We start from the raw sequence: 23,347 nt of genomic DNA, 5'->3' as shown, positions 1-23,347 counted from the left end.
CCACTTGTGACCTCACGAAGCCCTCTGTCACAAATGTCACATTTCATCCTTTTGTCTACTTTGTCTCCATGTAGTACAACAGCTATAATTCTGATTAATAAATCTACAAGGCTTAGATATGAAAACCTTAACCTCTGGCGAAATAGCGTCGTATTGCGATGTGAACCTTCGCACTGTAATTCGATGGATTGAAAGCGGGAAGCTTAAAGGCTTTAAGCTTCCAGGGCGTGGTAACAACCGTATTCTAGTTGAAGACTTTATCGAGTTCCTTGAACGCCACGATATGCCTATTCCTGACGCACTCAAAGGCGTTGCTTCGCCATCTGTTCTTATTGTTGATGACGAGATGCCGGTAGCGAAATCAATACAGCGTGTGGCTAGACGTGCAGGGTTCGATTCATACATTGCGACCGGCGGATTCCAAGCCGGGATCATGTTAAGTCAGTACGAACCTAAAGTGATGACCCTCGACCTGAGTATGCCAGGCATGGATGGCTACAGTGTTATTGAATTCACTCGAGATCAAAGCAAGCACAAAGATTTAAAAATTATTGTTATCTCTGCCCTAGACGATATCAGTCTTGAGCGTGCGCTAGAAATAGGCGCTGACGCAACGCTTCAAAAGCCTTTCTCAAACCATGATCTAACGAATGTCTTAGAACAATTCATGTCGATGTAATTTTGAAGAGAGGGAGTGCACTATGTCGCGGCTAGCAATGTTCATTTTAACAGCTCTATGTCTTACTGTTGTTACGCTCTCTTCTAACGCAAAAACGCTAACTTTCGCCGTCGTTCCACAGCAGTCAGCCAAAACTTTGGCTGAACGGTGGCAACCGCTTATTGATTATGTGAGTAATTATACTGGGCTTGCCATCGAGTTTAAGACAGCTAAAGATATACCCACTTTCGAAGCAAACTTGACTGCTGGGCTTTACGACATTGCCTACATGAACCCCTATCACTTTGTAGTTTTTAACGAATCTGCAGGCTATCGTTCTCTCGCGAGACAACGTGACAAGAAAATTCGCGGATTAATCGTGGTTCATCAGGACAGTACTATTCAATCAATTGATGATCTAAATGGTGCCGAAATAGCCTTCCCAGCGCCCGCGGCATTTGCGGCTACTATTATTACCAGCGCCCACCTGCGCAATAACAACGTTGCATTCATTCCGCGTTATGTAAATTCGCACGATTCAGTGTACTTGTCGGTTCAGCGCGATTTCTTTAAAGCAGGTGGAGGCATTCATCGAACGCTAAACATCTCACCCGAGGCAGTGAAAAGTGATTTACGAGTGCTTTGGGAAAGCAAAGGTTACACGCCACACGCTATAGCCACCCACCCCAAAATGGCGTTAGCAGATAGACAAGCTATTCTTAATGCATTGATTGCATTATCTAATGACACTAGCAAGTCTTCAATCCTTCGCAAAATTGGATTGAGTGAATTTGTTGAATCTAACGACAGCGATTGGAATGACGTTAGAGAGCTGGGTATTGCATCGCTTTCTAGACCACACCTATGAGAAACGAGCAGATGAAGCTGTCGTTACGATTTAAAACAATAACCGGCATTGCTAGCATCGCAGCGCTCTTGCTGCTGGTGCTCATTGTGACCGTGTTCCAATTATTAAACGATCTGGTTGATAGCAACATTAAAAAGTCTGCTGACACCACAGTTGCGCTTTTCGTTTCTACAACAAAAAATGCTTTTTTAAGTTATGACCTAGCTTCACTCGACGCAGATGTATCTGAAATTCTAACTAACCCGAATATTTCCTACGTGAAGGTAAAAGATAAACTTGGCAATGTGTTTGTAGAGAAAGGCAGCGAGGTCGCGCTTAGCCGTCCTTTTGAAGCAGACTTGTCGGTGTCAGCAGCTGACGATGGGGTATACGATACCCGCGCACCCATTATGGTCAACGACACTGTTTACGGCTATGTAGAAATTGGATTAAACATCGCTTCTGTAACTGAGTCGGTCTCAAGAGTGAGAAACTGGACCGTCACGCTCGCTTTGATGGAGTTCGTTCTAGTTGGCTTGTGCTCATACTTACTTGGTTCGTTTTTAATGTCTCAGCTTCAGCAGCTTTTGCAGGGTGCTAAACACCTTGGTGAAGCAGTTCAGCACAATAATTACAGGGAAGTGTTTGTTCCAGTTAGAGGCAACGATGAGTTAAGCGAGCTCGCCGAAGCTTTTAATCAACTTGTAGAGCGGTTAAAAGAGGAACATGAACAACGTCAGCGTGCGCAGGATGAACTCAAAGAGTTGAATACGCTGCTTGAAGAAAAAGTGCAAGACAGAACGGCTTTACTTAATCAGAAAAACTATCAGTTAGAAGAAACGAACAAAGATTTAAAAGAAACACAAGTGCAACTTCTGCAGGCAGAAAAGATGGCATCAGTAGGCCAGCTTGCCGCTGGCGTTGCCCACGAAATTAATAACCCCGTCGGTTTTGTAAGCAGTAATATTTCAACACTTAGTGAATACGTTGCGACTTATCAAATGGTTTTTTCACAGATTCAGGTTGTTTTAGACGAGAAGGATGAAAACAAACGGGCAGCAGCACTGATTGAACTAGAGAAATTGCTAGGTAAACAAGATATGGCTTTCATCAATGAAGATATTTCTGACTTGCTCGGTGACTCTCGTGAAGGCTTGCAGCGCGTGGCTGAAATAGTTAAAGGGCTTAAATTGTTTTCACGGGTTGATAGCGATCAAATGCAAAAACACAATATTAATGATTGTGTACGTACTACTTTGGCGATGGTTAACAATCAACTGAAATATATCTGTACGGTAGAAACCCATCTAGGAAGGATCCCGGATGTAGAAATAAACGTTGGTAAAATATCTCAAGTGATTACCAACCTGCTCATTAACGCCGGACAAGCTATAGAAGCCACCGGCAAAAACGGAAAGATAATTATCACAACGTGCACGGTTGGCGAGTTTGTAGAATTGCGGGTAGAGGATTCAGGCTGCGGTATTCCGCCTAGTCACCTTGATAAACTGTTTAATCCTTTCTTCACGACCAAGCCAGAAGGGCAAGGGACGGGGTTAGGTCTTTCAATTTCATTTGGTATCGCGCAAGAACACGGTGGGTCATTATCTGCCAGCAGCACGGAAGGAGACGGCAGTACCTTTACGCTAGCGCTCCCTATCAACCCCGTATCCAAAGACTTACAAAGTAATGGTAACGCTGATAATGCATAAAGTAATAGTGTTAAAACATGCCATTGCGTGTGATAGTTGTTACGTCGCGTATAAGGATAATTTTTATGACAGAGCCTACTGAACAAGCTACAACCTATACCGTCCTATTTGTCGACGACGAACCTAATATTCTTCGTGCAATTAAACGTGCGCTCTTCACTATGGATATTACACTGCTGCTTGCTGATAGCGGTGCTAAGGCACTGGAGTTGATGAGCAACAACGAAGTCCACGTTGTGATCTCAGATATGAAGATGCCTCAAATGTCTGGCGCTGAGCTTCTTGAACAGGTGGCTATTAATTATCCCGATACATTTAGAGTAGTACTTACCGGCTATGCTGATATCGAATCCACGATTAAAGCAGTCAACCAGGGAAAAATTCATCGCTACCTTCAAAAGCCATGGGATAACGAAGAATTAAAAGCAGTAGTTGAGGAAGGGTTAGAGCGAGTTAAATTAAAAGCTGAAAATACGCGTCTTCAAAAACTTACACGCCTTCAGAATAGAAAGCTCAGAGATGTGAATGCATCGCTAGAACAAGTGGTCCAAAAGCGTACTCGTCAAATTAAAGCTGCACTTAACAAAATTGAAAAGCACAATATTGCCATGGAGCAAGTGCTGTTCAACGTGATTAGCATTAACCCGAACATTAACGGGAAATTTGCCATTGAGGTAAGTGAGCTGTCTTCAAAGCTTGCGCGTATTGCACGTTTGGAGAAAGACGAAATAAAACAAGTTCGCTACGCAGGTCTCATATGTGAGCTTGGGCTATTAGGGCTTGAAACCGAAGATTTTAAAGCGCCGTTTTCAAAGCTTAAATATCAGCAGCAACAAAATTATTTATCGCAAACCAAACAGGCTGCACTGATCCTTGCGCCGGCTCACGAGCTGCATCAAGTTTCAGATATTATCGAGTTTCAATTCGAGCACTACAATGGCTCTGGTTTGTATAACAAAGTTGCCAAAGAAATTCCCGCAGGGGCGCGCATTTTAGCGATTGCCAGAGATTATTGGCGCTTAGTAACCGGCAGAATGAGCGGCGTTGAAATGAGCCCCCGCGATGCCAAATTAGAAATGAAAAAGCACCGAAATACCCGCTATGATGGCGAGTTTTTGGACCTTTTACTCGAAGCAGAAGATGTGACTACGTCAAAGCTACTTTCGACATCATTGAAGGCTTCACAGCTTAAAGCAGGCATGGTGCTTGCTCAAAATTTATATAACGATAGCCATATTCTAATCCTTCCTGAAGGTCACGTATTTAGTGACGCTACCATTCAAAAACTCGTGCAATTTGAAGAAGAGCGAGGAAAAGCGTTTAGTATTCAAATAGAACCAGAAGAGCTTTCTGCTACTATAAGTGAGTAAGTTCTGAAGGCATTGAGCTTAAATGGGGCTGGCGCAACATAAATTATGGCGGGTTGCGCCACGCCCTTTTATTTAATCTGCATTGTCCCCATTGACTAACTAATTGAAACACTATTAGGCAAACCTCGGTCTTTTAATTAATCTTACAAACAGAACCGTTTAAAAATGATTTGCTGTGCGAACGTGTTTAAGCGTTTATGCTTGTGTTCACGATCGTAAAACCGATAAAGAAGGCTTTTTGAATGACACATTTTGATTACATTTGTATTGGCGGTGGCAGCGGTGGTATCGCATCTGCAAACCGTGCGGCGAAGCACGGAAAGAAAGCCGCTATTATTGAAGCAAAAGACGTTGGCGGTACCTGTGTAAACGTTGGATGCGTGCCGAAAAAAGCCATGTGGTACGGCGCCCAAATTGCTGAAGCTATACACCGCTACGCGCCTGAATACGGGTTCGATTTGTCACTAAATCACTTTAGCTGGGACAGCCTTATTGCTAGCCGCCAAGCCTACATTGAACGAATTCATGCCTCTTACGACCGCGTACTTACTGCAAACGATGTAACACTTATTCGCGGTTTCGCAAAGTTCATTGATAACAATACAGTAGAAGTAAACGGCGAAAAGTATACGGCTGACCATATTACGATTGCCGTTGGCGGTCACCCAGTAATTCCGGATATTGAAGGCGCCGAGTACGGCATTGATTCTGATGGTTTCTTTGCATTAAAAGAGCAGCCTAAGCGTGCTGTTGTGGTTGGTGCTGGATACATTGGCGTTGAGTTAGCTGGTGTACTTCATGCGCTAGGAACAGAGTCACATTTGGTGGTTCGCAAACACGCTCCGCTTAGAAATTTTGATCCCATCATTCATGAGACCTTGGTGGATATGATCCACGCTGAAGGCTGTAAACTGCACGACCATGCTAGCGTAGAGAAAGTGGAAAAGGCTGACGATGGCGAATTATCAGTGCATCTAACCAATGGTGAAGTGCTAAAAGCTGACTGCTTAATTTGGGCAATTGGCCGTAAGCCGTCTACCGACAAAATTGATATAGAAAATACCGATGTTGAGTTAAGTGATGACGGTACGGTCAAAGTAGATAAGTACCAAAACACCACTGCCAAAAACGTGTACGCTGTAGGTGATATTACCGGTGAGGCAGAGCTTACTCCAGTGGCAATTAAAGCGGGTCGCTTACTTAGCGAACGCTTATTCAATGGCCAAAAAGACGCTCACATGGATTATTCAATGATTCCAACTGTGGTCTTTAGTCACCCACCTATTGGCACAATTGGCCTAACTGAGCCAGAAGCTATTGAAGAATACGGCGAGGACAATATTAAAGTGTACACCTCTAGCTTTGCGTCTATGTACACGGCGGTAACCCGCCATCGCCAGATGACCAAAATGAAACTAGTGTGTGCAGGTAAAGACGAAAAAGTGGTAGGCCTACACGGTATTGGTCACGGTATGGATGAAATTCTGCAGGGTTTCGCTGTTGCCATAAAAATGGGCGCAACAAAAGCTGATTTTGATGCGTGTGTGGCCATTCACCCTACCAGCGGTGAAGAGTTTGTTACTATGACTTAAGTGTGTGCTCTTCACTGTTTGACTTAGTGTAGAAAAGCTTTTTTAGCGTTACTCTTTCAGGATAGCTACATAAAAGTTCACAGGTGAACGCACAATGAGTAGAAGACCTACTTGTTGAACATACCACTGAAAAACGGCATTTACTTTTAAGTAGATGCCGTTTTTTTATATGCTTAACTTACTTTTTCTAGCTCAACGGGCACACCATTTAACACTGCATTACCAGACAGTTCGTCAACCTGCATGTCGTCAGTAAGTATGTTGGTGTTCACGCCTGGATGCTGACTTGCTACAGACAACTTAATACCTTTTTTGTTGTGACCCCACCCATGAGGTATAGAAACCACGCCAGGCATAATTGCATCGGTGATTTCAGCCTCTATGGTGAGCGCGCCCACTCGCGATTTCACGCATACCTCATCACCATCTTCAATGCCGTATTTGACGCAGTCATCAGGATGAATCTGTAGGGTACAGCGATTATTACCTTTCACCATACGGGGGCTGTTATGCAGCCAAGAATTGTTGGTTTTAATATGCCTGCGCCCTATCAAAACGAGGGGCTGATTTTTCGCTGTAACATAGCTCGCTTTTCCAAAGAAATACGTATTAACTCTGTCTAAATCAGCCATGAAGTAATCAAAATCTAAGTGAATCTTTTTATCTTCATGGAACAAGGCATGAGGCAATGACGGTTGTAACGGCCCTAAGTCGATACCGTGTGGGTGTGCTTTAAGCACATCAATCGACAATCCATTTGTGGGACTAGCCTTTGAAATTTCGCTTGAGTTAGCCTCCGCGCCTTGGTTTTTATTTGAGCTTCGACCATAAAGACCTGCTTGCAACAAATCATCGACCACACCTTTAGGCTGCTTGTCCCAAAGCGCAGCATAGTGTGCGGTGTTTTTTCCGTTTAGCGCGTCGAGCCTTTCCGCCAAAGACAGATATATTTGCCAATCGGTAAGCTGATCTTCATCAATGTCCACCACCGCTTCAGAGTATTTAGCGAAATTTCGCACGGCAAAGTTATGAAAAACAATGTCGTAGTGGTCGCGCTCTAGCGCGGTTACTGGAGGAAGAATGACATCAGCATGTCGGGAGGTTTCGGTAACGTAAAAATCCACCGCAACCATAAAATCGAGTTGAGAAAATGCGTTATCAAGCTGCTCTGCGTTAGGCGTAGTGACCACTGGATTACCTGCACCAATTACCATGGCCTTAATTTGCCCTTCTCCCGGGGTTAAGATTTCCTCGGCTAAACACGCCACCGGATACTCACCAGCAAATGACGGAAGCCCTCTTACGCGAGAGGTAAATCCACCCATGCTGCCCCTACCTGAAACTGGCAGTACGTCAGCGGCGGGCTGGGTGAACATCATGCCACCCCGCTTATCTAGGTTTCCGGTGAGCATATTGAACAGCATAATGAGATACTGAGTGAGCGTGCCAAAGGCTTGTACGCTAGCCCCCATCCTTCCATAACAAACTGCAGACTCAGCATTGCAGAAGTCCAAAACAAGCTGAGTGATTTGTGAAGCTGTAATACCGGTAAGCTCACTCACCTTTTGTGGTGAATAATCGCGAACGTATTTTTCAACCGCTTTTATATCTTCAGCATAAGGTAAAACTTCATCCATTTTGTGCAGTTGCTTTTCAAACAATACATGCAGCATAGCCAGCAATAAGAGCGCATCACTGCCAGGACCTATAAAGTGATGTTCACAGCTAATATCGGCGGTTTCACTGCGTTTAGGGTCGATAACAACCACTTTCCCTCCGCGTTTTTGAATACCCTTCAAACGTTTTTTCACGTTTGGCACTGTCATAATGCTGCCATTGGATGCCAGCGGGTTCCCGCCAATGATCATGAAATGCTGCGTGTGGTCGATGTCAGGAATAGGAATTTGAGAGATATGACCAAAAAGTCGTCGACTAACAATGTGATGTGGCAACTGGTCAACGGAAGTAGCGGAATAGCGGTTGTGCGATTTCAGCGCACGGTAAAAATAAGGCCCGAATAATATTGAACCCATGTTGTGCGCATTGGGATTTCCTAGATATACACCTACCGCATTGTTACCGTGGGTCTGTTGAATGCGGTGCAAGTTATTAGTAACTAGGTCGAAGGCTTCATCCCACCCGATCTCTTCCCAGGCGCTGTCTCCTCCTTCAAGTCTTACCCTTTTTACAGGGCGCTTTAAACGGTCAGGATCATCATATAAGTCTTTGAGCGCACTGGCTTTCGGGCAAATATGACCTTGGCTAAAGGGGTTGTTTTTATCCCCTTTTATTGACAATATTTGACGGCCTTTCGTCGCTACTTCAATGCCACACATTGCTTCACAAAGCGTACAAGTAGAATAATGCAATTGTTGTTCAGCGTCGCTCACGATTATATCCACACATTTCGTTGTTAATAGCTTGTTACGAAATTAGCGACTATTGCTGTAATAGACAAGCATCACTGAAAGTGATGGTGCATTCGTTGAACGTTAATTTTATACCCACAATCGCATTAGGTGAGTGAATCTATCCTACTTTGCAGTAAGATTAACCTTAGTTTTACAATTCAAGAGTACGTGTCTTCATGTTAAGTCATGTACTCTGATGTAGACAAAAAATAAATAACAAGCGGTTGGAAACACAATTATGATAACGACAAAGAAGAGTTTACTGGCCATCACGCTAGTAAGCGCCCTGGGCTTGGGCGTGGCACCTACTTTATACGCCCAAACCGACAGTGAAGAAAAAACAGAATCCGAACTTGAAACGTGGGAAGTCAGCAACCCACCTTATGCATTAAACGAAGTCACTATCAAAACAAACGAAACCACGTGGTCTAGCTTAGACGTTGCACCAAACGGCGAGTTTATGGTTTTTGACATGCTGGGCGACTTGTACAAAGTGAGCATGAGTGGTGGCGATGCGACCCCGCTTACCCAAGACTTCGCATGGAATATTCACCCTTCAATTTCTCCAGACGGCAAACAGATCGCATTTATCTCAGATAAAGATGGGTTAAGTAACGTATGGGTTATGGACATTGACGGCAGTAATCTTCGTCAGGTAACCAAAGAGAAAAGCAATCTTATCCACTCTCCTAAATGGAGCCCAGACGGCGAATACCTAGTGGTAACCAAAGGCATCATGTCTAGCCGCAGTATTCCGGCGGGAGAGATTTGGATGTACCACAAATCAGGTGGTGACGGCCTACAAATTAAAGCTCGTAACAGCGGAAAGCGCGACCAACAAAACATTGCCGACCCCGTATTCTCTCATGACGGTAAGTACATTTACTTTACCGAGAATACAGTGCCGGGTGCCCGCTTTGAATATAACCGCGACCCGTTAGAAGGCATTTTTGCTATCACTCGCTACGACCGCGAAACCGGTGAAGAAAGCCGCTATATAAGCGGTACAGGCGGCGCGGTAGTGCCCACTCCTTCACCAGACGGTAAATACATCGCTTTTGTGCGTCGCGTTAAAGATAGAACCGCGCTTTTCATCAAAGACATCAAAACAGGTGTAGAAACACCACTAACGTTAGAACTAGAGCGAGATATGCAGGAAGGTTTTGGTTCGGAAGGTTATTTTGCCTACTTCGACTGGATGCCAGACAGCAGCAAAATCGTATATTGGACAGGTGGTAAGTTCCACACCATCGACGTGAAAGATAAAACGACCAGCACCATGGACGTGACCGTTGAAGGCACGGTGAAATTTGCCGATGCGTTACGTTTTGACGTAGATGTCGCACCTGATGAATTTGACGTTCGCATGATCCGCTGGTCTCAAATGTCGCCCAACGGTAAATCCGTACTCTTCCAAGCGTTAGGTAAACTTTATGTACGCGACGTTAAATCTGGCAAAATTAAGCGTTTAACGAAACAAAACGACCATGACGAATACTATCCGCGTTTTTCTAACGACGGAAAGTCGATTGTTTATACGACATGGAATGACCAAGACTTAGGCACCGTTCGCGTGGTTTCTGCTCGCGGCGGTAAAGGAAAGGTTATTACCCAGCAGCCAGGCCACTACATCGAACCGTCGTTCTCTGACGATGGCGAGAAAGTAGTTTTCCGCAAGTTTACAGGCGGCTACCTGCTAGACTCGAAATACTCAGTTGAGCCTGGAATTTACGTAGCAGACCTTGAAGAAGACACCGTAGAAAAAGTCTCTGAAGGCGGCTACAACGCGCATTTCGCGGGTAACGATGACCGAGTGTATTTCACCGAATCAGCGGGCGGCGAAGCTTACTACGAAACTCAGCTTTCAAGCGTAAATCTTAAAGGTAACGACAAGCGAACTCACCTTTATGGTGCAGATAAGGTAAGTGAGTACAAACTTTCACACGATAAGAAGTGGGTTGCGTTTGTTTACCAGTTCAAAACCTACGTGGCGCCGTTTGTCGAAAATGGCAAGCGCATTACCATAGGCCCGAACATGACCTCACTGCCGGTAACGCAGCTCTCAAGCCGTGCAGGTGAATACCTAACCTGGTCGCCTGACAATAAAACCCTTAGCTGGTTTAACGGCCCTACGCTATTTAGCCGTTCACTTGATGAAGCCTTTGCCTTTGTAGATGGCGCAGCGGAAACCTTACCTGAGCCGGTAGCTGAAGGTATGGATTTGTCGTTTACCACTAAAGCTGACAAGCCATCTGGTTACAAAGCTTTGGTTGGCGGTAAAGTGGTAACCATGCGCGATGCCGACAACACCCAAGAGGTGATTGAAGATGCCGTTGTGCTGATTAAAGACAACCGCATTGAAGCAGTGGGTAAACGTGGTGATGTGACCATTCCTGATGATGCAATGCAAATAGATACAACGGGTAAAACCATTATCCCAGGGCTTGTTGATGCGCACGCTCACGGCTCACAGGGCCGCAATGAGATTATTCCTCAGCAAAACTGGAGTCAGTACTCGAACGTGTCATTCGGTGTCACTACCATTCATGACCCTTCAAACGACACGACAGAAATTTTTGCTGCGGCAGAATTACAGCGTAAAGGCGATATTGTTGCGCCGCGTATCTACTCCACTGGCACGATTTTATACGGTGCAGAAGGCCTAGGTTACAAAGCGATTATCAACAATTATGAAGATGCCTATTTCCACGTAGAGCGCTTGAAAGAAGCCGGTGCTATTTCAGTGAAAAGCTACAATCAGCCCCGTCGTGACCAGCGTCAGCAAGTGCTGTGGGCAGCAAAAAATCAAGAGATGATGGTGGTGCCTGAGGGTGGTGGTAAGTTACAGCAGAATCTGACTATGTTGGTAGACGGCCATACGGGTCTTGAGCACAGCATTCCTGTAGAGAAAGGCTATAGCGACGTCACTCAACTATGGAAAGCCACAGAGTTTGGCTACACGCCGACCTTCGTTGTGTCGTACGGCGGCATGATGGGTGAAGAGTATTGGTACGATAAAACAGAAGTGTGGAAGAACCCGCGCCTTCTTCGCTATACCCCGTCAACCATTCTAGATAGACGAGCTATTCGAAGACCTACTGCACCGGAAAATCAGTACAACCATCAAAACGTAGCAAGCTACGCCAAAGAGCTTCGAGATAATGGGGTCAGTGTACATATTGGCGCTCACGGCCAGCGTGAAGGCTTAGCAGCGCACTGGGAGCTGTGGATCATGGAACAAGGCGGCTTCACGCCTTGGGAAGCGCTACGCGGTGGTACTATTGATGGCGCGAAACACCTAGGTATGGGCAAAGATCTTGGCAGTATCGAAAAAGGTAAGCTTGCTGACCTAGTTGTGATTGATGGCGATGTGCTTAGCGACATTAGAAAGAGTGAATTCGTAGAATACACTGTACTAAATGGACGCGTATACGAGTCGGCCACCATGAACGAAGTAGGCAGTAAGAAAAAACGTAAACCGTTCTTCTTTGAACAAGACAATGCGACCTTTATGCCGCAACAAACGGCTGATGAAGTGGAAGCGAAAGCGCACCACTATCATTGGGAGCATTAGTAAATGAACCGCTAAACAAAAGGGGCTTCACATAATGTGAAGCCCCTTTTTACTTTCCGTTAGTTAAATTTACTTGCTACCGGTTACGCCCATACTGTTCGTGTGACGACACCCAGTCTGACGAACTAATGGCTGACGCTAGCGATATCTCACCGGCCAGCACAACCGACGCCACGATTTCTGCAAATTTATACACGCGATCTCGCCCGTAGCAGTCTAACAGTTCCAAGCACTCTCGCTGGGTACCAATACCAGTACCACCGCCATAGGTAGCCACAATAAGCGATGGTATGGTGATAGACACATATAAGTCGCCATCGTCGGTAAGTTCGGAATACATCATGGCCGCTGACGATTCAGATACGTTGGCTACGTCTTGCCCTGTTGCTATAAACATAGCAGTAATACCGTTTGGCGAATGAAGACCGGTGTTATTCACACCAGATAAGAAAGACCCTACTCCAGCCACACGGCCGTGATAATCGATTTGCTTCGGGTCAACACGCATTACTTCTAACAAATGCTCTCGTTTAATAGTGGCTTCAGCTGTCACCCGTTTACCACGGGTACGCATAATGTTTATTTGAGAGGCTTTTTTATCGGTAGCAAAGTTAGATTCAAGATAGAAGTTCTCTATTCCCTCGTAATGGTCGAGTATCCACCCGCAGGCAGCAAAAGTTGCGCGTCCAACCATGTTCTGACCTGCAGCATCACCGGTTTTAAAGTTAAACCGTAAAAACGCAAATTTGTTAGACAGAAAGTGGTCGATATAGGTTAGCTTAGCCACGCTTGAGGTCGCTTCAGCTTCTTCTTTAATCTTTTCAAAGTTTGATTTTATCCACTTAACGAAGTCTCTGGCACCTCGCGCATTTTCAAAGATAAATACCGGCGCGCGCTGCATGGCATCATCAACTACTGTTGCCGTTACGCCACCACTCATGTTAAGTAGCTTCATACCGCGGTTGTACGACGCTACCAATGTGCCTTCAGTAGTCGCTAGTGGTACTACAAAATCACCTTGAGCGTGTTCGCCGTTTATAGTCAAAGGCCCAGCAATACCGATAGGAACCTGCGCCACGCCAATGAAATGCTCGATATTGCCTTTAAGCGCTTGCGGGTCGATTGAGTACTTACCTACGTGGTCAATTTTCTTGCCTGTAGCGCTTTCAAAATATTCTTGGCGTGTTTTTATAATGCTTTCGCCATAGTCATCCATATCGTCACGAGGAATAAAGGCACTGCGTTGTCCTGGCGCCGTAATATTATCTTCTACTTCAAATTTAAGTTTTCCGAATGGAGAAGCAGAAAAACAAATACCTAGCTTTCGCTTTTCCGGACAAGGTGCTTCGTCGATGTCTAAGTGAACGGTAATAGTTTGACGCAAGCCAAACGGCTCGCCGTCCGACTTATTTAACGCTTCAACAGAAATACAGGAATCGGGGGTAAGCTGGAGTGAAATTTTTTCTTCAGGGATTTTCTCTCCATCAAGGGAAATCCATTTTACTTCCTTGATTGTCGCGTCTTTTAATCTGTTTTTAAGAGAAAAAGATAAGCCTTTATTTGTTTTTGTAAGGCTTGCACGTGTGTAAAGTTGTTTTAAAAGTATGCTGGGTACAAACATCTTGCTTCCTTTTACGTATTCTTACCGTGTTATTTTCATATTTCCTTGTTTTTTATAGCACATTCTTTAGACACTTCTATGACTTCTTTGCATCTCTTCGCCGTTTTCTTGTGCAATATCAACTTTCAAATTTAGGCCAAGCGCTTTCAAAAATGCGCCAAGCCCAATGAGGCTGCATGCTACAGAAAAATAGACCTTAAGCACCATTCATCAAGTTCTCACTCCGCCTAAAGTAAATACCGTCACTGCAGTAACGTTGACCACAAGGTATCTGGTAGTAACAAAACGGAGGCGTCACGGATTACGATACCAAGGATTAATCGCCGATATGGAAGCGGCAGCCAGATACTCTTTATGTGCTAACTAGCACCTAGAAAAAGGGTTGCTTTAACAGGACCCCAAGCGCAAGTAGCGAATTATATAGGGATAAAGATGAGAACAGGGTTGTTTAGAAAAGAAGTTATTGATGAGCAATCAAATGCCGTTGAGGGGAGCTTTTTAATGACCCCTAAACCAGCCTATTCAGCAATAGCTGGGCTGCTTGTCGTGTGGATTGTGGCGGTTGCTGCTTACCTGAACATGGAAAGTTATGCGCGAAAAGCTTCGGTAACTGGATGGCTAGAACCCAGCCATGGTGTTTTCAAGCTTTATTCAGACGCAAGGCGAGGAAAAGTGCTCGACGTTATAGTCAGTGAAGGTCAATTAGTCGAAAAGGGCGCACCGCTAATAAAAATTAGCTACAGCAGCGAGGATGCATTAGGCCATAGAGTCAGTACCCAGTTACTTGCCGAACTAGAATCGAAACAAAACCGAACTCACCAAAGTATTAAGCGCCTGCGCACTTTGCACCTAGCCCAGCAGCAGCGCTTGGAAGAGCAGCTTTCCCAGGCTAAACATACCTCAGAAACGTTGAAAGACATTATTGCTCTAACCCAATCACAGTGGCTTCTAGCATCTAAACAATGGGAAAAAGCACAAACCTTACTTAAGCAGGGACATATTAGCCGTGCCGACTTTGAAACCCATTCGCTTAATCGCTTAAATGCAGAGCAGAAACTAGCTTTAGCAAAAAAGGATTGGAATAGCGAGCAAGCCAACATAGCAGCAATAAATCATGAACTCGCTACCTTGCCTGAGCAACAAGCCAACGAGCTGGCAAATATAGAGAATACTTATAGCGACCTCACCCAACAAATTGTGAGTCACAAAAGTAATGCTGAAGAGATAATTTATGCCCCTCGCAGCGGCGTGATATCAGGCCTTCATGTAAAGACGGGATATACCGTTGACAGCGCTCGCCCTCTACTCACTCTACTCCCTCAAAATGCTGACATTCAAGCGCGAATCGCAGTACCCGTGCGCTCAGCAGGATTTTTACAAGAAGGCCAAGCCCTACACATACGATATGACGCCTTCCCTTATCAAAAGTTTGGTGTTCAGTTTGGCGAGATAGTTAATATTTCTTCGTCGCTTGTTTTACCGGGAGAACTTCCCGATGCACCTATTTCAATTAGCGAGCCAGCCTACTTGGTTACTGCCACCTTAGATACAAACGAAGTATTGGCTTACGGCAGCAGTATTTCATTGAAAGCAGGCATGACATTTTCGGCAGATGTTCAATTAAGTCAACGAACGCTTATGGAATGGTTAATGGAACCGCTTTATAGCATTAAAGGGAAGCTGTAATCATGATGAGTTTAACACACCCTCTTTCGGCACAACTGTTTCATACAACAAGCAGGGTACCGGTTATTCTGCAAAGCGAAGCGGCTGAATGCGGACTTGCTTGTATGGCAATGATTGCACAGTACTACTCCGATAAGCGCGACCTTAATACTTTGCGTCAAAGCATATCCGTGTCATTACGAGGAACGACCTTAAAAGACGTAATGCGAATTGCCAGTGACCTGGGCTTTCAAACCCGAGCGGTAAAGATAGAAATGGAGCATCTTGCGCAGTTATCTTGCCCAGCCATTTTGCACTGGGATATGAACCACTTTGTTGTTTTGACAAAAGTGAGAGGGAAGCATATTTTCGTTCATGACCCCGCCCTAGGTAAAAGAAAGCTCAATTTTGAAGAAGCCTCAAAGTACGTTACGGGGATTGCGCTTGAGGTCTCACCAAGTGACACATTTAGCCCCAAAAAGTCTGCGCCTCAACTTGGGCTTACTCAGTTTTTCTCCCGTGCCATCGGCTTTAAACGCAACTTACTAACGCTTTTCGCATTATCAATAGTACTGCAACTTTTTGCCCTTGCTGCACCTTACTACATGCAAACAGTGGTTGATGATGTATTAATTTACAATAACGAGGCCTTGCTCAAAGCTCTTGCTATTGGCTTTGCCCTATTACTGGTTATAGAAACCTTTACAAGCGGTATAAGAAAGTTCGTTATCTTGTCCGTTTCATCCCGCCTACAGCTACAGATGTCTGCATCTGTATTCAAACATCTTTTAGCCCTTCCCTTAGACTATTTTGATAAACGCCATATTGGTGATGTGGTATCGCGTTTTGGTTCACTGGCTAGCATTCGAGAGTTTCTAACCACTGGGGTCGTTGCCGCCATGCTAGATGGAATAATGGCAATCGTCACCTTGGCCGTGATGAGTTTATATTCCTTCAAGCTTACTTTAGTGGTCGTGGTGATAATGCTTATCTATCTGGCCATTCGTCTGGGACTTCTACCATTCATTAAAAGGCATACCACTGAGCGCATTGCTCTGGCCGCTACTGAACAGAGCCACTTCATGGAAAGTGTGCGGGCAATTTTACCTATTCGCGTGTATGGGCAAGAGATACAGCGCCATGGCCTATGGCAGAACAAGCTAGTTGCAACACTTAACAAAGACATCACCTTAGGGAAATTTAACATAGGTAGCACACTGGCAAACCAATTTCTATTTGGCGTTGAAAACCTAGTCGTTGTTTATATTGGCGCGAACCTTGTCATGCAAGGTTCCCTTTCAATAGGCATGTTGCTGGCTTTTATGGCATATAAGACAAGGTTTGTAGGTGCTATCGACGGTATAGTAAATAAGCTTATAGAGCTTAATATGCTAGGCGTTCATTTCAACCGCTTAAGCGATATTTTACTTACACCAGTAGAGCAAAAAACTAAAGTTCAGCCGCTATATAACACTGATCGTTCGCTCGGCGTTCAAAGTACACAAACGCGTAACCGCTCGGCCTCTACCTCAGATTCACCTAACTCTCCCCTATTCAACCTGCCCAATGCTAACTCACTGGAAAGAAACACATTTGACGGTAGCGCTTTGACAGATGCTACCGCGCTTAGGGTGAAGTCACTTAGCTACCGCTATGGGGAAAATAGTGAGTGGGTATTTAAAAACCTGACACTTTCAGTGAAAACCGGTGAAATCGTAGCCATTACAGGTGGCAGCGGCTGTGGTAAAAGCACGCTGCTAAAGTGCTTGATGGGCCTTTATCCAGCCTCGCAAGGTAGTATAGAGCACCCTAGTTCTGTAAACCCTGTCATCGCTTCTGTACTTCAAGAAGACGCTTGCTTAAGCGGTACTATTGGGCAAAACATCTGTTGTTTTGAAGAAGTCCCGAACCTCAAGAAGATGGTTTATGTAGCACAGCTTGCCTGTATCCATCACGACATTATGCATATGCCTATGCAATATCACTCGCTAGTAGGCGATATGGGTAGCAGTTTAAGCGGTGGGCAAAAGCAGCGCCTGCTTTTAGCAAGAGCACTATATCAAGAGCCTGACATTTTGTTCTTAGACGAAGCGAGCAGCCATCTAGATATGGCCAATGAAGCTCAGATAAATCATCACCTCAAATCCCTGAATATGACCCGAATTATTGTGGCACACCGCCCCCAATCTATCGCCATGGCAGACAAAGTTTATCGTCTGGAACAAGGCACATTACAACCATGCTCTCCCTCTGAAGTAACAGGAAGCGCAACATCTGGTAAACACGGAGAAACACTATGAAAAACCATGAAGTAAGAGAACCCGCAGTATTGATGACAGCTGCTGAGCGCATGCAAATAGATGCAAGTGGCATAACCGCTCGTGGCGCCGTTATTCCCATGGACTGTTTGTCGAAACGTGAGCTACAGGTAGTACACAAAATTATGGAAGGCCGCTCTAACAAAGTGATCGCTTCTGAGCTATTTATCAGCGAGCGAACCGTTAAGTTTCACTGCGCCAACATTTATAAAAAACTCAATATCAGTAGCCGTTCAGCACTTATCGCCTGCTGTTTTCGAACCCTTTACCGAGAAGTGGTTTCGCTTTAAGCGCACCCACTTCTTCACTCAACACGCCACTACAAGGAGCGTACTTTATGAAACACCATCAACTAAATCACAACCAAGCAAATCTAAACCCACCAGCAAGCACCGAGCCCGTTGCTTTAGCGGAAGCGCAACTGTTTGAAGTATCCGGCGGTCTACGCGTTCGTTTAAGCGATACCTCACCGGTAGTTGGCCCTGCCCCCAAAGAACCGGTTTATATCACCATGGCTATTGGTGAAGGCGGAGGCAAACTACCGGATATTTTGTCATAGCTTTAACCCCCTTAGCGTCAGCATATGGATAGCCGGTGTTTACCAACTGTCTATATGTTGCGCTTTTTAAAAACAGTACTCTTCACCCACAACCCGCTAGCAAGGAATGCGAATGCACGTTGCACTTTTAGGAAGTGAGCAAGACCCACAAATTCAACACGTAGCGAAGGCGCTTAGTCAAACAGCTACCCCTTTTTATATCGCTAATACGCAACAGTTCGGTTCAGCTTGGAGTATTAGCTATGACCCTGATTTTGATGACGGATTAGTCCATTTCAATTCACCGACATTATGTGACCAACCCAGAGTGACTTTTTCGAACACCAAAGCGGCCTACTGGCATGAATATTTGCGGGGAGCTTCGTTGACAGCATCAGGTGAGAATAGTCGTCCCAAACGCGCCGTGAATAACAACATTAAAACCGAAAAGCCGAATGATAATCCATCTAAACTGCTAGAAAATGCTACTTGGACCGAGCAAGAACGGGCGAGCACCTTACTGTGTTGGTTTAGCTATAGCGACATCAAATGGGTGAATTCTATTGACGCAGTGAGAAGCCACCAATGTAAGCCTTACCAGTCACGGGTTGCAGGCAAGTTAGGTGCACATATACCCTACACCTTCGTAGGCAATGCCCCCGAAGTCGCCTCTCAGTTTTGCAACAATATGCGTGATGTTGTTTATAAACCCGTGCGCGGCGGTCGCACGGCGCAGTTTGTAAATAAACAACCTAATATGCGCCCGCTCCTAAATACACTTTTAAATGAGCGCCCTGTGACCTTCCAAAAATACATTGCCGGCGAAAATGTACGTAGCTATGTACTAGGCGATGATGTGCTAAGCGTACAAATCGACTCAAGCGAACTGGATTATAGAAACGACGATTATGCCAGTGTATCTATGACTATCATCCCAAACGAGGTACAGCGTCTGGCTATTAAGATTTGCCAAGCGTTAGGCATGCATTGGTGCGCAATCGACTGGCGCAGAAGTGCGAAGGGAAAGTACTTTTTTCTAGAGGCAAATCCCAGCCCCTACTTTTTAAAGGTAGAAAACGATACCGGTCTAGATATAACAGATAAATTGGTGGCACTGCTTGTGGAGGTTTAGTTTTTATAACACTTTAATAAAGCCCATTTACTTCTAGGCGCTTTTGTAAACTGCCCTAGGTGTTATTCACATCACTTTTGAAGATGCATATTGACAACACCCACCAAACCTATCAATATGATAGGTAATGGATTGATAATTATGGCCCTAAAGCCCCCCAAAGGCGTTAAGGAATTCCCTCTTAGCGCGGAAACTGCAAGGAAGATAATGAGCGACCTTGCAGAAAACCATACTCATAGGATTCGATGGAGTAAACATGTTAAACAGCGTATGCATGAGCGAGGAGTAACTACAGGTCAGGTGATGACTTTACTCAAGAGTAAATACTCAGTTTTTAGGGAAGGACCATATCTTGAAATTACCGGAGATTGGAAATTTAATCTGAAAGGTTTGGCTGCGGGGAAAGTTATCGAACTAACCGTAGCACTAAAGAACCATCATGATAATCCAACTTCAGTTCTAGTTACTGTTTGGATAGTTTGAGAGGTTTATATGTACCATTACACTGAAAGTGGGTTATCAAATGTGTTTTTGAAAAATGGTGTTGCTGTTGAGATTGTCGACGGCGAAGAATACACAAGTATTGACGACATGAACGGCCTCCATAGCGCGATCGCTCAAGCGATTATAGACACCAGCAGACCTCTTGCACACGATGAGTTTAAATTCTTACGTATTGAATTGAATCTTTCTCAAAAAATACTCGCGACTCGGTTTGGTGTAGATGAACAGACCATTGCACGTTACGAGAAAGGTCAAACGAAAATTCCAAGGACGACAGATGCTGCTTTGAGAGCCCTTTACATGGAAAGCCAAGAGAAGAATAACCCTGTGAGTTACTTTCTTGATCTACTTGCCGACACTCAAGCTGAAGAAGCTGCGAGTATAATTCGCCTTGAAGAAATTGAAGATCAATGGGAAAAAGTGAAAGACTAATTCTTACTTTTTCACATAAAAAAGCCGACTACATTCATAGAGTCGGCTTTTTACTATCTGTTTGTGTAGAAGTGAGCATTCACGACCGAACTACAGGAAGAGGCCTCTACTTAGCATTTATTTAAAGGATGAAACGCGATAGGTCTTCATTGTCCACCAAGGTTTCTAGGTGGCTGTTAACGTAGTCTGCATCAATCACAAAGCTCTCACCGCTTTTTTCAGAAGCATCAAATGAGATATCTTCCATTAGGCGTTCAAGCACCGTGTGCAAGCGACGTGCGCCAATGTTTTCAGTACGCTCGTTCACCTGCCATGCCGCTTCGGCTATACGCTGAATGCCAGAATCGTCAAAACTGATATCAACCCCTTCCGTTTTCATTAACGCAACATACTGCTGAGTTAATGATGCGTTTGGCTCGGTAAGAATACGTTTAAAGTCGCCCACTTTCAGCGCAGCAAGCTCAACACGAATTGGTAGTCGACCCTGAAGTTCTGGGATAAGATCAGACGGCTTGCTCATTTGGAATGCACCTGAAGCAATAAACAAGATATGGTCGGTTTTAACCATGCCGTGTTTTGTCGACACCGTAGAACCTTCTACAAGTGGAAGCAGGTCACGTTGTACGCCTTCACGAGAGACATCGCCTGACGTATTGCCTTCACGCTTACAAATTTTGTCAATTTCGTCTACAAACACAATACCGTGCTGCTCTACTGACTCAATGGCTTTTTCTTTCAAATCTTCTTGATTTACAAGGCGTGCTGCCTCTTCTTCAATAAGCAGTTTGAACGCTTCTTTAATTTTCAGCTTCTTCTTTTTCTTTTGCGAACCCGACAAATTCTGAAACATGCCTTGAAGCTGATTAGTCATTTCTTCCATACCAGGAGGCGCCATAATTTCTACGCCCATCTGTGGAAGTGCAACATCAATTTCAATTTCTTTGTCGTCTAAGTCCCCTTGACGAAGCTTTTTGCGAAATGCTTGGCGTGTGCCGCGATCTTCAACGTCTTCTTTGTTGCCCCATGCGTCTTCTGGAGGAGGAAGTAAAACGTCTAAAATGCGCTCTTCCGCAGCTTCTTCAGCACGGAATTTCACTTTCTTCATTTCGTTTTCTTTCGTCATTTTTACCGCGATGTCGGCAAGATCACGAATGATGGTTTCAACTTCTTTACCCACATAGCCCACTTCGGTGAACTTTGTCGCTTCAACTTTAATGAAGGGCGCGTTAGCAAGTTTAGCTAAACGGCGAGCGATTTCGGTTTTACCCACCCCCGTTGGACCAATCATCAAAATATTTTTTGGGGTAACTTCTTGGCGCAGCTCAGGCTCAAGCTGCATACGACGCCAGCGGTTTCTAAGTGCAATAGATACAGCGCGCTTGGCATCTTGTTGACCGATAATGTGTCGGTCTAATTCGTGAACAATTTCTCTTGGTGTCATCTCAGACATGAATAAACCCTTTTCTAACAATACTTGTTGTACTTGCTACGCAAACGAGCGACAACAAGCCGATAACAGCTTTCGCTATTACTTAGTAATCTAGTACATCAACCGTTTGGCTATGGTTAGTGAATACGCAAATATCTCCGGCTATGGTCAGCGATTTTTCAGCAATTTCCTTAGCACTTAACTCGGTATTATCTAAAAGTGCGGTAGCTGCCGCTTGCGCATAGTTACCGCCAGAACCAATAGCGATAAGATCTTGCTCTGGCTGCACTACGTCCCCGTTACCGGTAATGATAAATGACGCGGTTTCGTCGGCTACGGCAAGTAGAGCTTCTAGTTTGCGTAGCGCCCTATCAGTCCGCCAGTCTTTGGCAAGTTCAACCGCTGCCTTGGTTAAATGGCCTTGGTGCGCTTCAAGCTTAGCTTCAAAGCGCTCAAATAGCGTAAATGCGTCGGCCGTGCCGCCTGCAAAGCCCGCAAGAATTTTGTCGTGGTACAAACGGCGCACCTTGCGCGCATTCCCTTTCATTACTGTATTGCCCAGTGATACCTGTCCGTCACCGGCCATTACCACTTGATTCCCACGTCGTACAGATACAATCGTTGTCACGTTATTTCCCCGTTTAGCTGGGCGCTGCTGCGTTTTATATGTACCTTTTTCGCGGAACTAAGGCAGCAGCGTAATAATTCAATAACAAATAAGTGGGGGAAGGCTTTTTAATTTCAAGGGTAAGACAAAAGAATGTGCCTTCATAGGGGCTTGCTATATAGGCTTAGCGAAATCGGTATCCTTCAATGTCAAAACCAAAACTACTTTCATAACCTTTTACATACACCCACCCTTTGTTCGGTAAGCGTTTGTGCTCGCTTTCCCCTAAGCATAAGCGCCCATCGGACAAAGTCCCGCTCTCTTTTAGCAAAAGGGGATGTCGACAGCGCTTAGAGCCGCTTCCTTTTTCATAAGCAAATTTTCGTTCTATCTCTTGTTTGTCGGACGCTAAATGAATTGTGTAGGGCAATGCCACATCAACAAAACTAAAACATAAGAAAAAGGCTAATAGCGGCATACCAAATAACGTCATTTTCCCACGCAAATCTTTAGTCACAAACTGTGCGTGTCGCTTATCAACGAAAATAGTGAGGTAATAAAAGGCGCTATAAACAACATTGAGAAGAGCAATGGCCCAATTCGAATTGTCTAGCCAAGCATTGATCACGATAAAATTGGTGAAAACCGTTACAAACAAAGCGCCGACAAGTACCAAAAAGGTAATGTTCGATATGCGTGTGATCAGGTGTAGTTCAGACCATTTGGGTCGAGAAATGTGATCGTCTTGAAGGGCGCTATCCGCATCATCAAATGACAGCGTAGCTCGCCTAGAATCGAGCTCGTTCTTCGCTGCCTGATAGCGCTCTGGAAAGGCCTGCTTATCGACATTTTCCAGAACGTCTTCAAGCTCTTCTATGCTATAAGCGGCGTAATCTGGTTGTTCGGTGATGGCAAAACCCATTGATACTTCCTTGTA

Annotated in this window: 18 protein-coding genes; 13 read left to right on the top strand and 5 right to left on the bottom strand. The window is 44.8% G+C overall.

Going from position 1 to position 23,347, the window contains the following annotated elements; translation table 11 throughout:
* Positions 1-118: 118 nt before the first annotated feature.
* The 5 genes from ACYX4N_RS03815 to gorA all read left to right on the top strand — a co-directional run bounded on the left by ACYX4N_RS03815 (position 119) and on the right by gorA (position 6,179).
* Positions 119-679 (top strand): response regulator, encoded by a 561-nt coding sequence (locus ACYX4N_RS03815; RefSeq protein ID WP_474856461.1) that lies wholly within the window; start codon positions 119-121, stop codon positions 677-679.
* A 22-nt stretch (positions 680-701) separates the two neighbouring features.
* A complete protein-coding gene (locus tag ACYX4N_RS03810) occupies positions 702-1,526 on the top strand; it encodes a phosphate/phosphite/phosphonate ABC transporter substrate-binding protein (protein WP_476055655.1) in 825 nt (274 codons plus the stop codon).
* 11 nt (positions 1,527-1,537) lie between these two features.
* Complete coding sequence (locus ACYX4N_RS03805) at positions 1,538-3,217, top strand: sensor histidine kinase (protein WP_476056414.1); 1,680 nt, start codon at positions 1,538-1,540, stop codon at positions 3,215-3,217.
* 65 nt (positions 3,218-3,282) lie between these two features.
* Entirely contained in the window at positions 3,283-4,587 is a 1,305-nt protein-coding gene (nosR, locus tag ACYX4N_RS03800) for a response regulator c-di-GMP phosphodiesterase, NosR family (RefSeq protein WP_476055654.1), read from the top strand.
* Positions 4,588-4,829: 242 nt separating this feature from the next.
* Complete coding sequence (gene gorA / locus ACYX4N_RS03795; RefSeq protein ID WP_476055653.1) at positions 4,830-6,179, top strand: glutathione-disulfide reductase; 1,350 nt, start codon at positions 4,830-4,832, stop codon at positions 6,177-6,179.
* A gap of 173 nt (positions 6,180-6,352) precedes the next feature.
* On the opposite strand, the gene ACYX4N_RS03790 is transcribed toward gorA, so the two are convergent.
* Positions 6,353-8,569 carry a molybdopterin oxidoreductase family protein gene (locus ACYX4N_RS03790; protein WP_476055652.1) on the bottom strand — a complete coding sequence of 739 codons (2,217 nt, stop codon included), beginning with the start codon at positions 8,567-8,569 and terminating at the stop codon, positions 6,353-6,355.
* Between the two features lie 259 nt (positions 8,570-8,828).
* On the opposite strand from ACYX4N_RS03790, the gene ACYX4N_RS03785 reads away from it, so the two are divergent.
* A complete protein-coding gene (locus tag ACYX4N_RS03785) occupies positions 8,829-12,164 on the top strand; it encodes an amidohydrolase family protein (protein WP_476055651.1) in 3,336 nt (1,111 codons plus the stop codon).
* Positions 12,165-12,240: 76 nt separating this feature from the next.
* Here ACYX4N_RS03785 and ACYX4N_RS03780 read toward each other — a convergent pair whose 3' ends face one another.
* The gene (locus tag ACYX4N_RS03780; protein WP_476055650.1) at positions 12,241-13,785 is read right to left on the bottom strand and encodes a hydroxymethylglutaryl-CoA reductase; all 1,545 of its coding nucleotides are present in this window, start codon (positions 13,783-13,785) and stop codon (positions 12,241-12,243) included.
* A 432-nt stretch (positions 13,786-14,217) separates the two neighbouring features.
* Between ACYX4N_RS03780 and ACYX4N_RS03775 the strand changes: the two genes are divergently transcribed.
* The 7 genes from ACYX4N_RS03775 (at position 14,218) to ACYX4N_RS03745 (ending at position 20,374) form a co-directional block, all read left to right on the top strand.
* A complete protein-coding gene (locus ACYX4N_RS03775) occupies positions 14,218-15,471 on the top strand; it encodes an HlyD family secretion protein (RefSeq protein ID WP_476055649.1) in 1,254 nt (417 codons plus the stop codon).
* 2 nt (positions 15,472-15,473) lie between these two features.
* A complete protein-coding gene (locus ACYX4N_RS03770; protein WP_476055648.1) occupies positions 15,474-17,750 on the top strand; it encodes a peptidase domain-containing ABC transporter in 2,277 nt (758 codons plus the stop codon).
* A complete protein-coding gene (locus ACYX4N_RS03765; protein WP_474804341.1) occupies positions 17,747-18,058 on the top strand; it encodes a helix-turn-helix domain-containing protein in 312 nt (103 codons plus the stop codon). The genes ACYX4N_RS03770 and ACYX4N_RS03765 overlap by 4 nt, the downstream gene beginning before the upstream one ends.
* Before the next feature lie 47 nt (positions 18,059-18,105).
* A complete protein-coding gene (locus ACYX4N_RS03760) occupies positions 18,106-18,327 on the top strand; it encodes a hypothetical protein (RefSeq protein ID WP_476055647.1) in 222 nt (73 codons plus the stop codon).
* Positions 18,328-18,439: 112 nt separating this feature from the next.
* Positions 18,440-19,438 carry an ATP-grasp domain-containing protein gene (locus ACYX4N_RS03755; protein ID WP_476055646.1) on the top strand — a complete coding sequence of 333 codons (999 nt, stop codon included), beginning with the start codon at positions 18,440-18,442 and terminating at the stop codon, positions 19,436-19,438.
* Positions 19,439-19,645: 207 nt separating this feature from the next.
* On the top strand, positions 19,646-19,921 hold the full coding sequence (locus ACYX4N_RS03750; protein ID WP_474856473.1) for a DUF4258 domain-containing protein: 276 nt from the start codon (positions 19,646-19,648) through the stop codon (positions 19,919-19,921).
* A 9-nt stretch (positions 19,922-19,930) separates the two neighbouring features.
* Positions 19,931-20,374, top strand: coding sequence for a helix-turn-helix domain-containing protein (locus ACYX4N_RS03745; RefSeq protein WP_476055645.1), 444 nt, complete (start codon positions 19,931-19,933; stop codon positions 20,372-20,374).
* Positions 20,375-20,495: 121 nt separating this feature from the next.
* Here the strand turns inward: ACYX4N_RS03745 and hslU are convergent, their stop codons facing one another.
* From hslU to ACYX4N_RS03730, 3 genes are all read right to left on the bottom strand, one after another.
* Positions 20,496-21,824: an HslU--HslV peptidase ATPase subunit gene (hslU, locus tag ACYX4N_RS03740; RefSeq protein WP_118491788.1), complete on the bottom strand. Its 1,329-nt coding sequence runs from the start codon at positions 21,822-21,824 to the stop codon at positions 20,496-20,498.
* An 82-nt stretch (positions 21,825-21,906) separates the two neighbouring features.
* The gene (gene hslV, locus ACYX4N_RS03735) at positions 21,907-22,431 is read right to left on the bottom strand and encodes an ATP-dependent protease subunit HslV (RefSeq protein WP_025257580.1); all 525 of its coding nucleotides are present in this window, start codon (positions 22,429-22,431) and stop codon (positions 21,907-21,909) included.
* 163 nt (positions 22,432-22,594) lie between these two features.
* Entirely contained in the window at positions 22,595-23,332 is a 738-nt protein-coding gene (locus ACYX4N_RS03730; RefSeq protein WP_476055644.1) for a hypothetical protein, read from the bottom strand.
* Positions 23,333-23,347 lie beyond the last annotated feature (15 nt).

The organism is Alteromonas sp. ABH4_452 (assembly GCF_056311825.1).
This window is presented reverse-complemented; position numbering and strand designations above follow the sequence as displayed.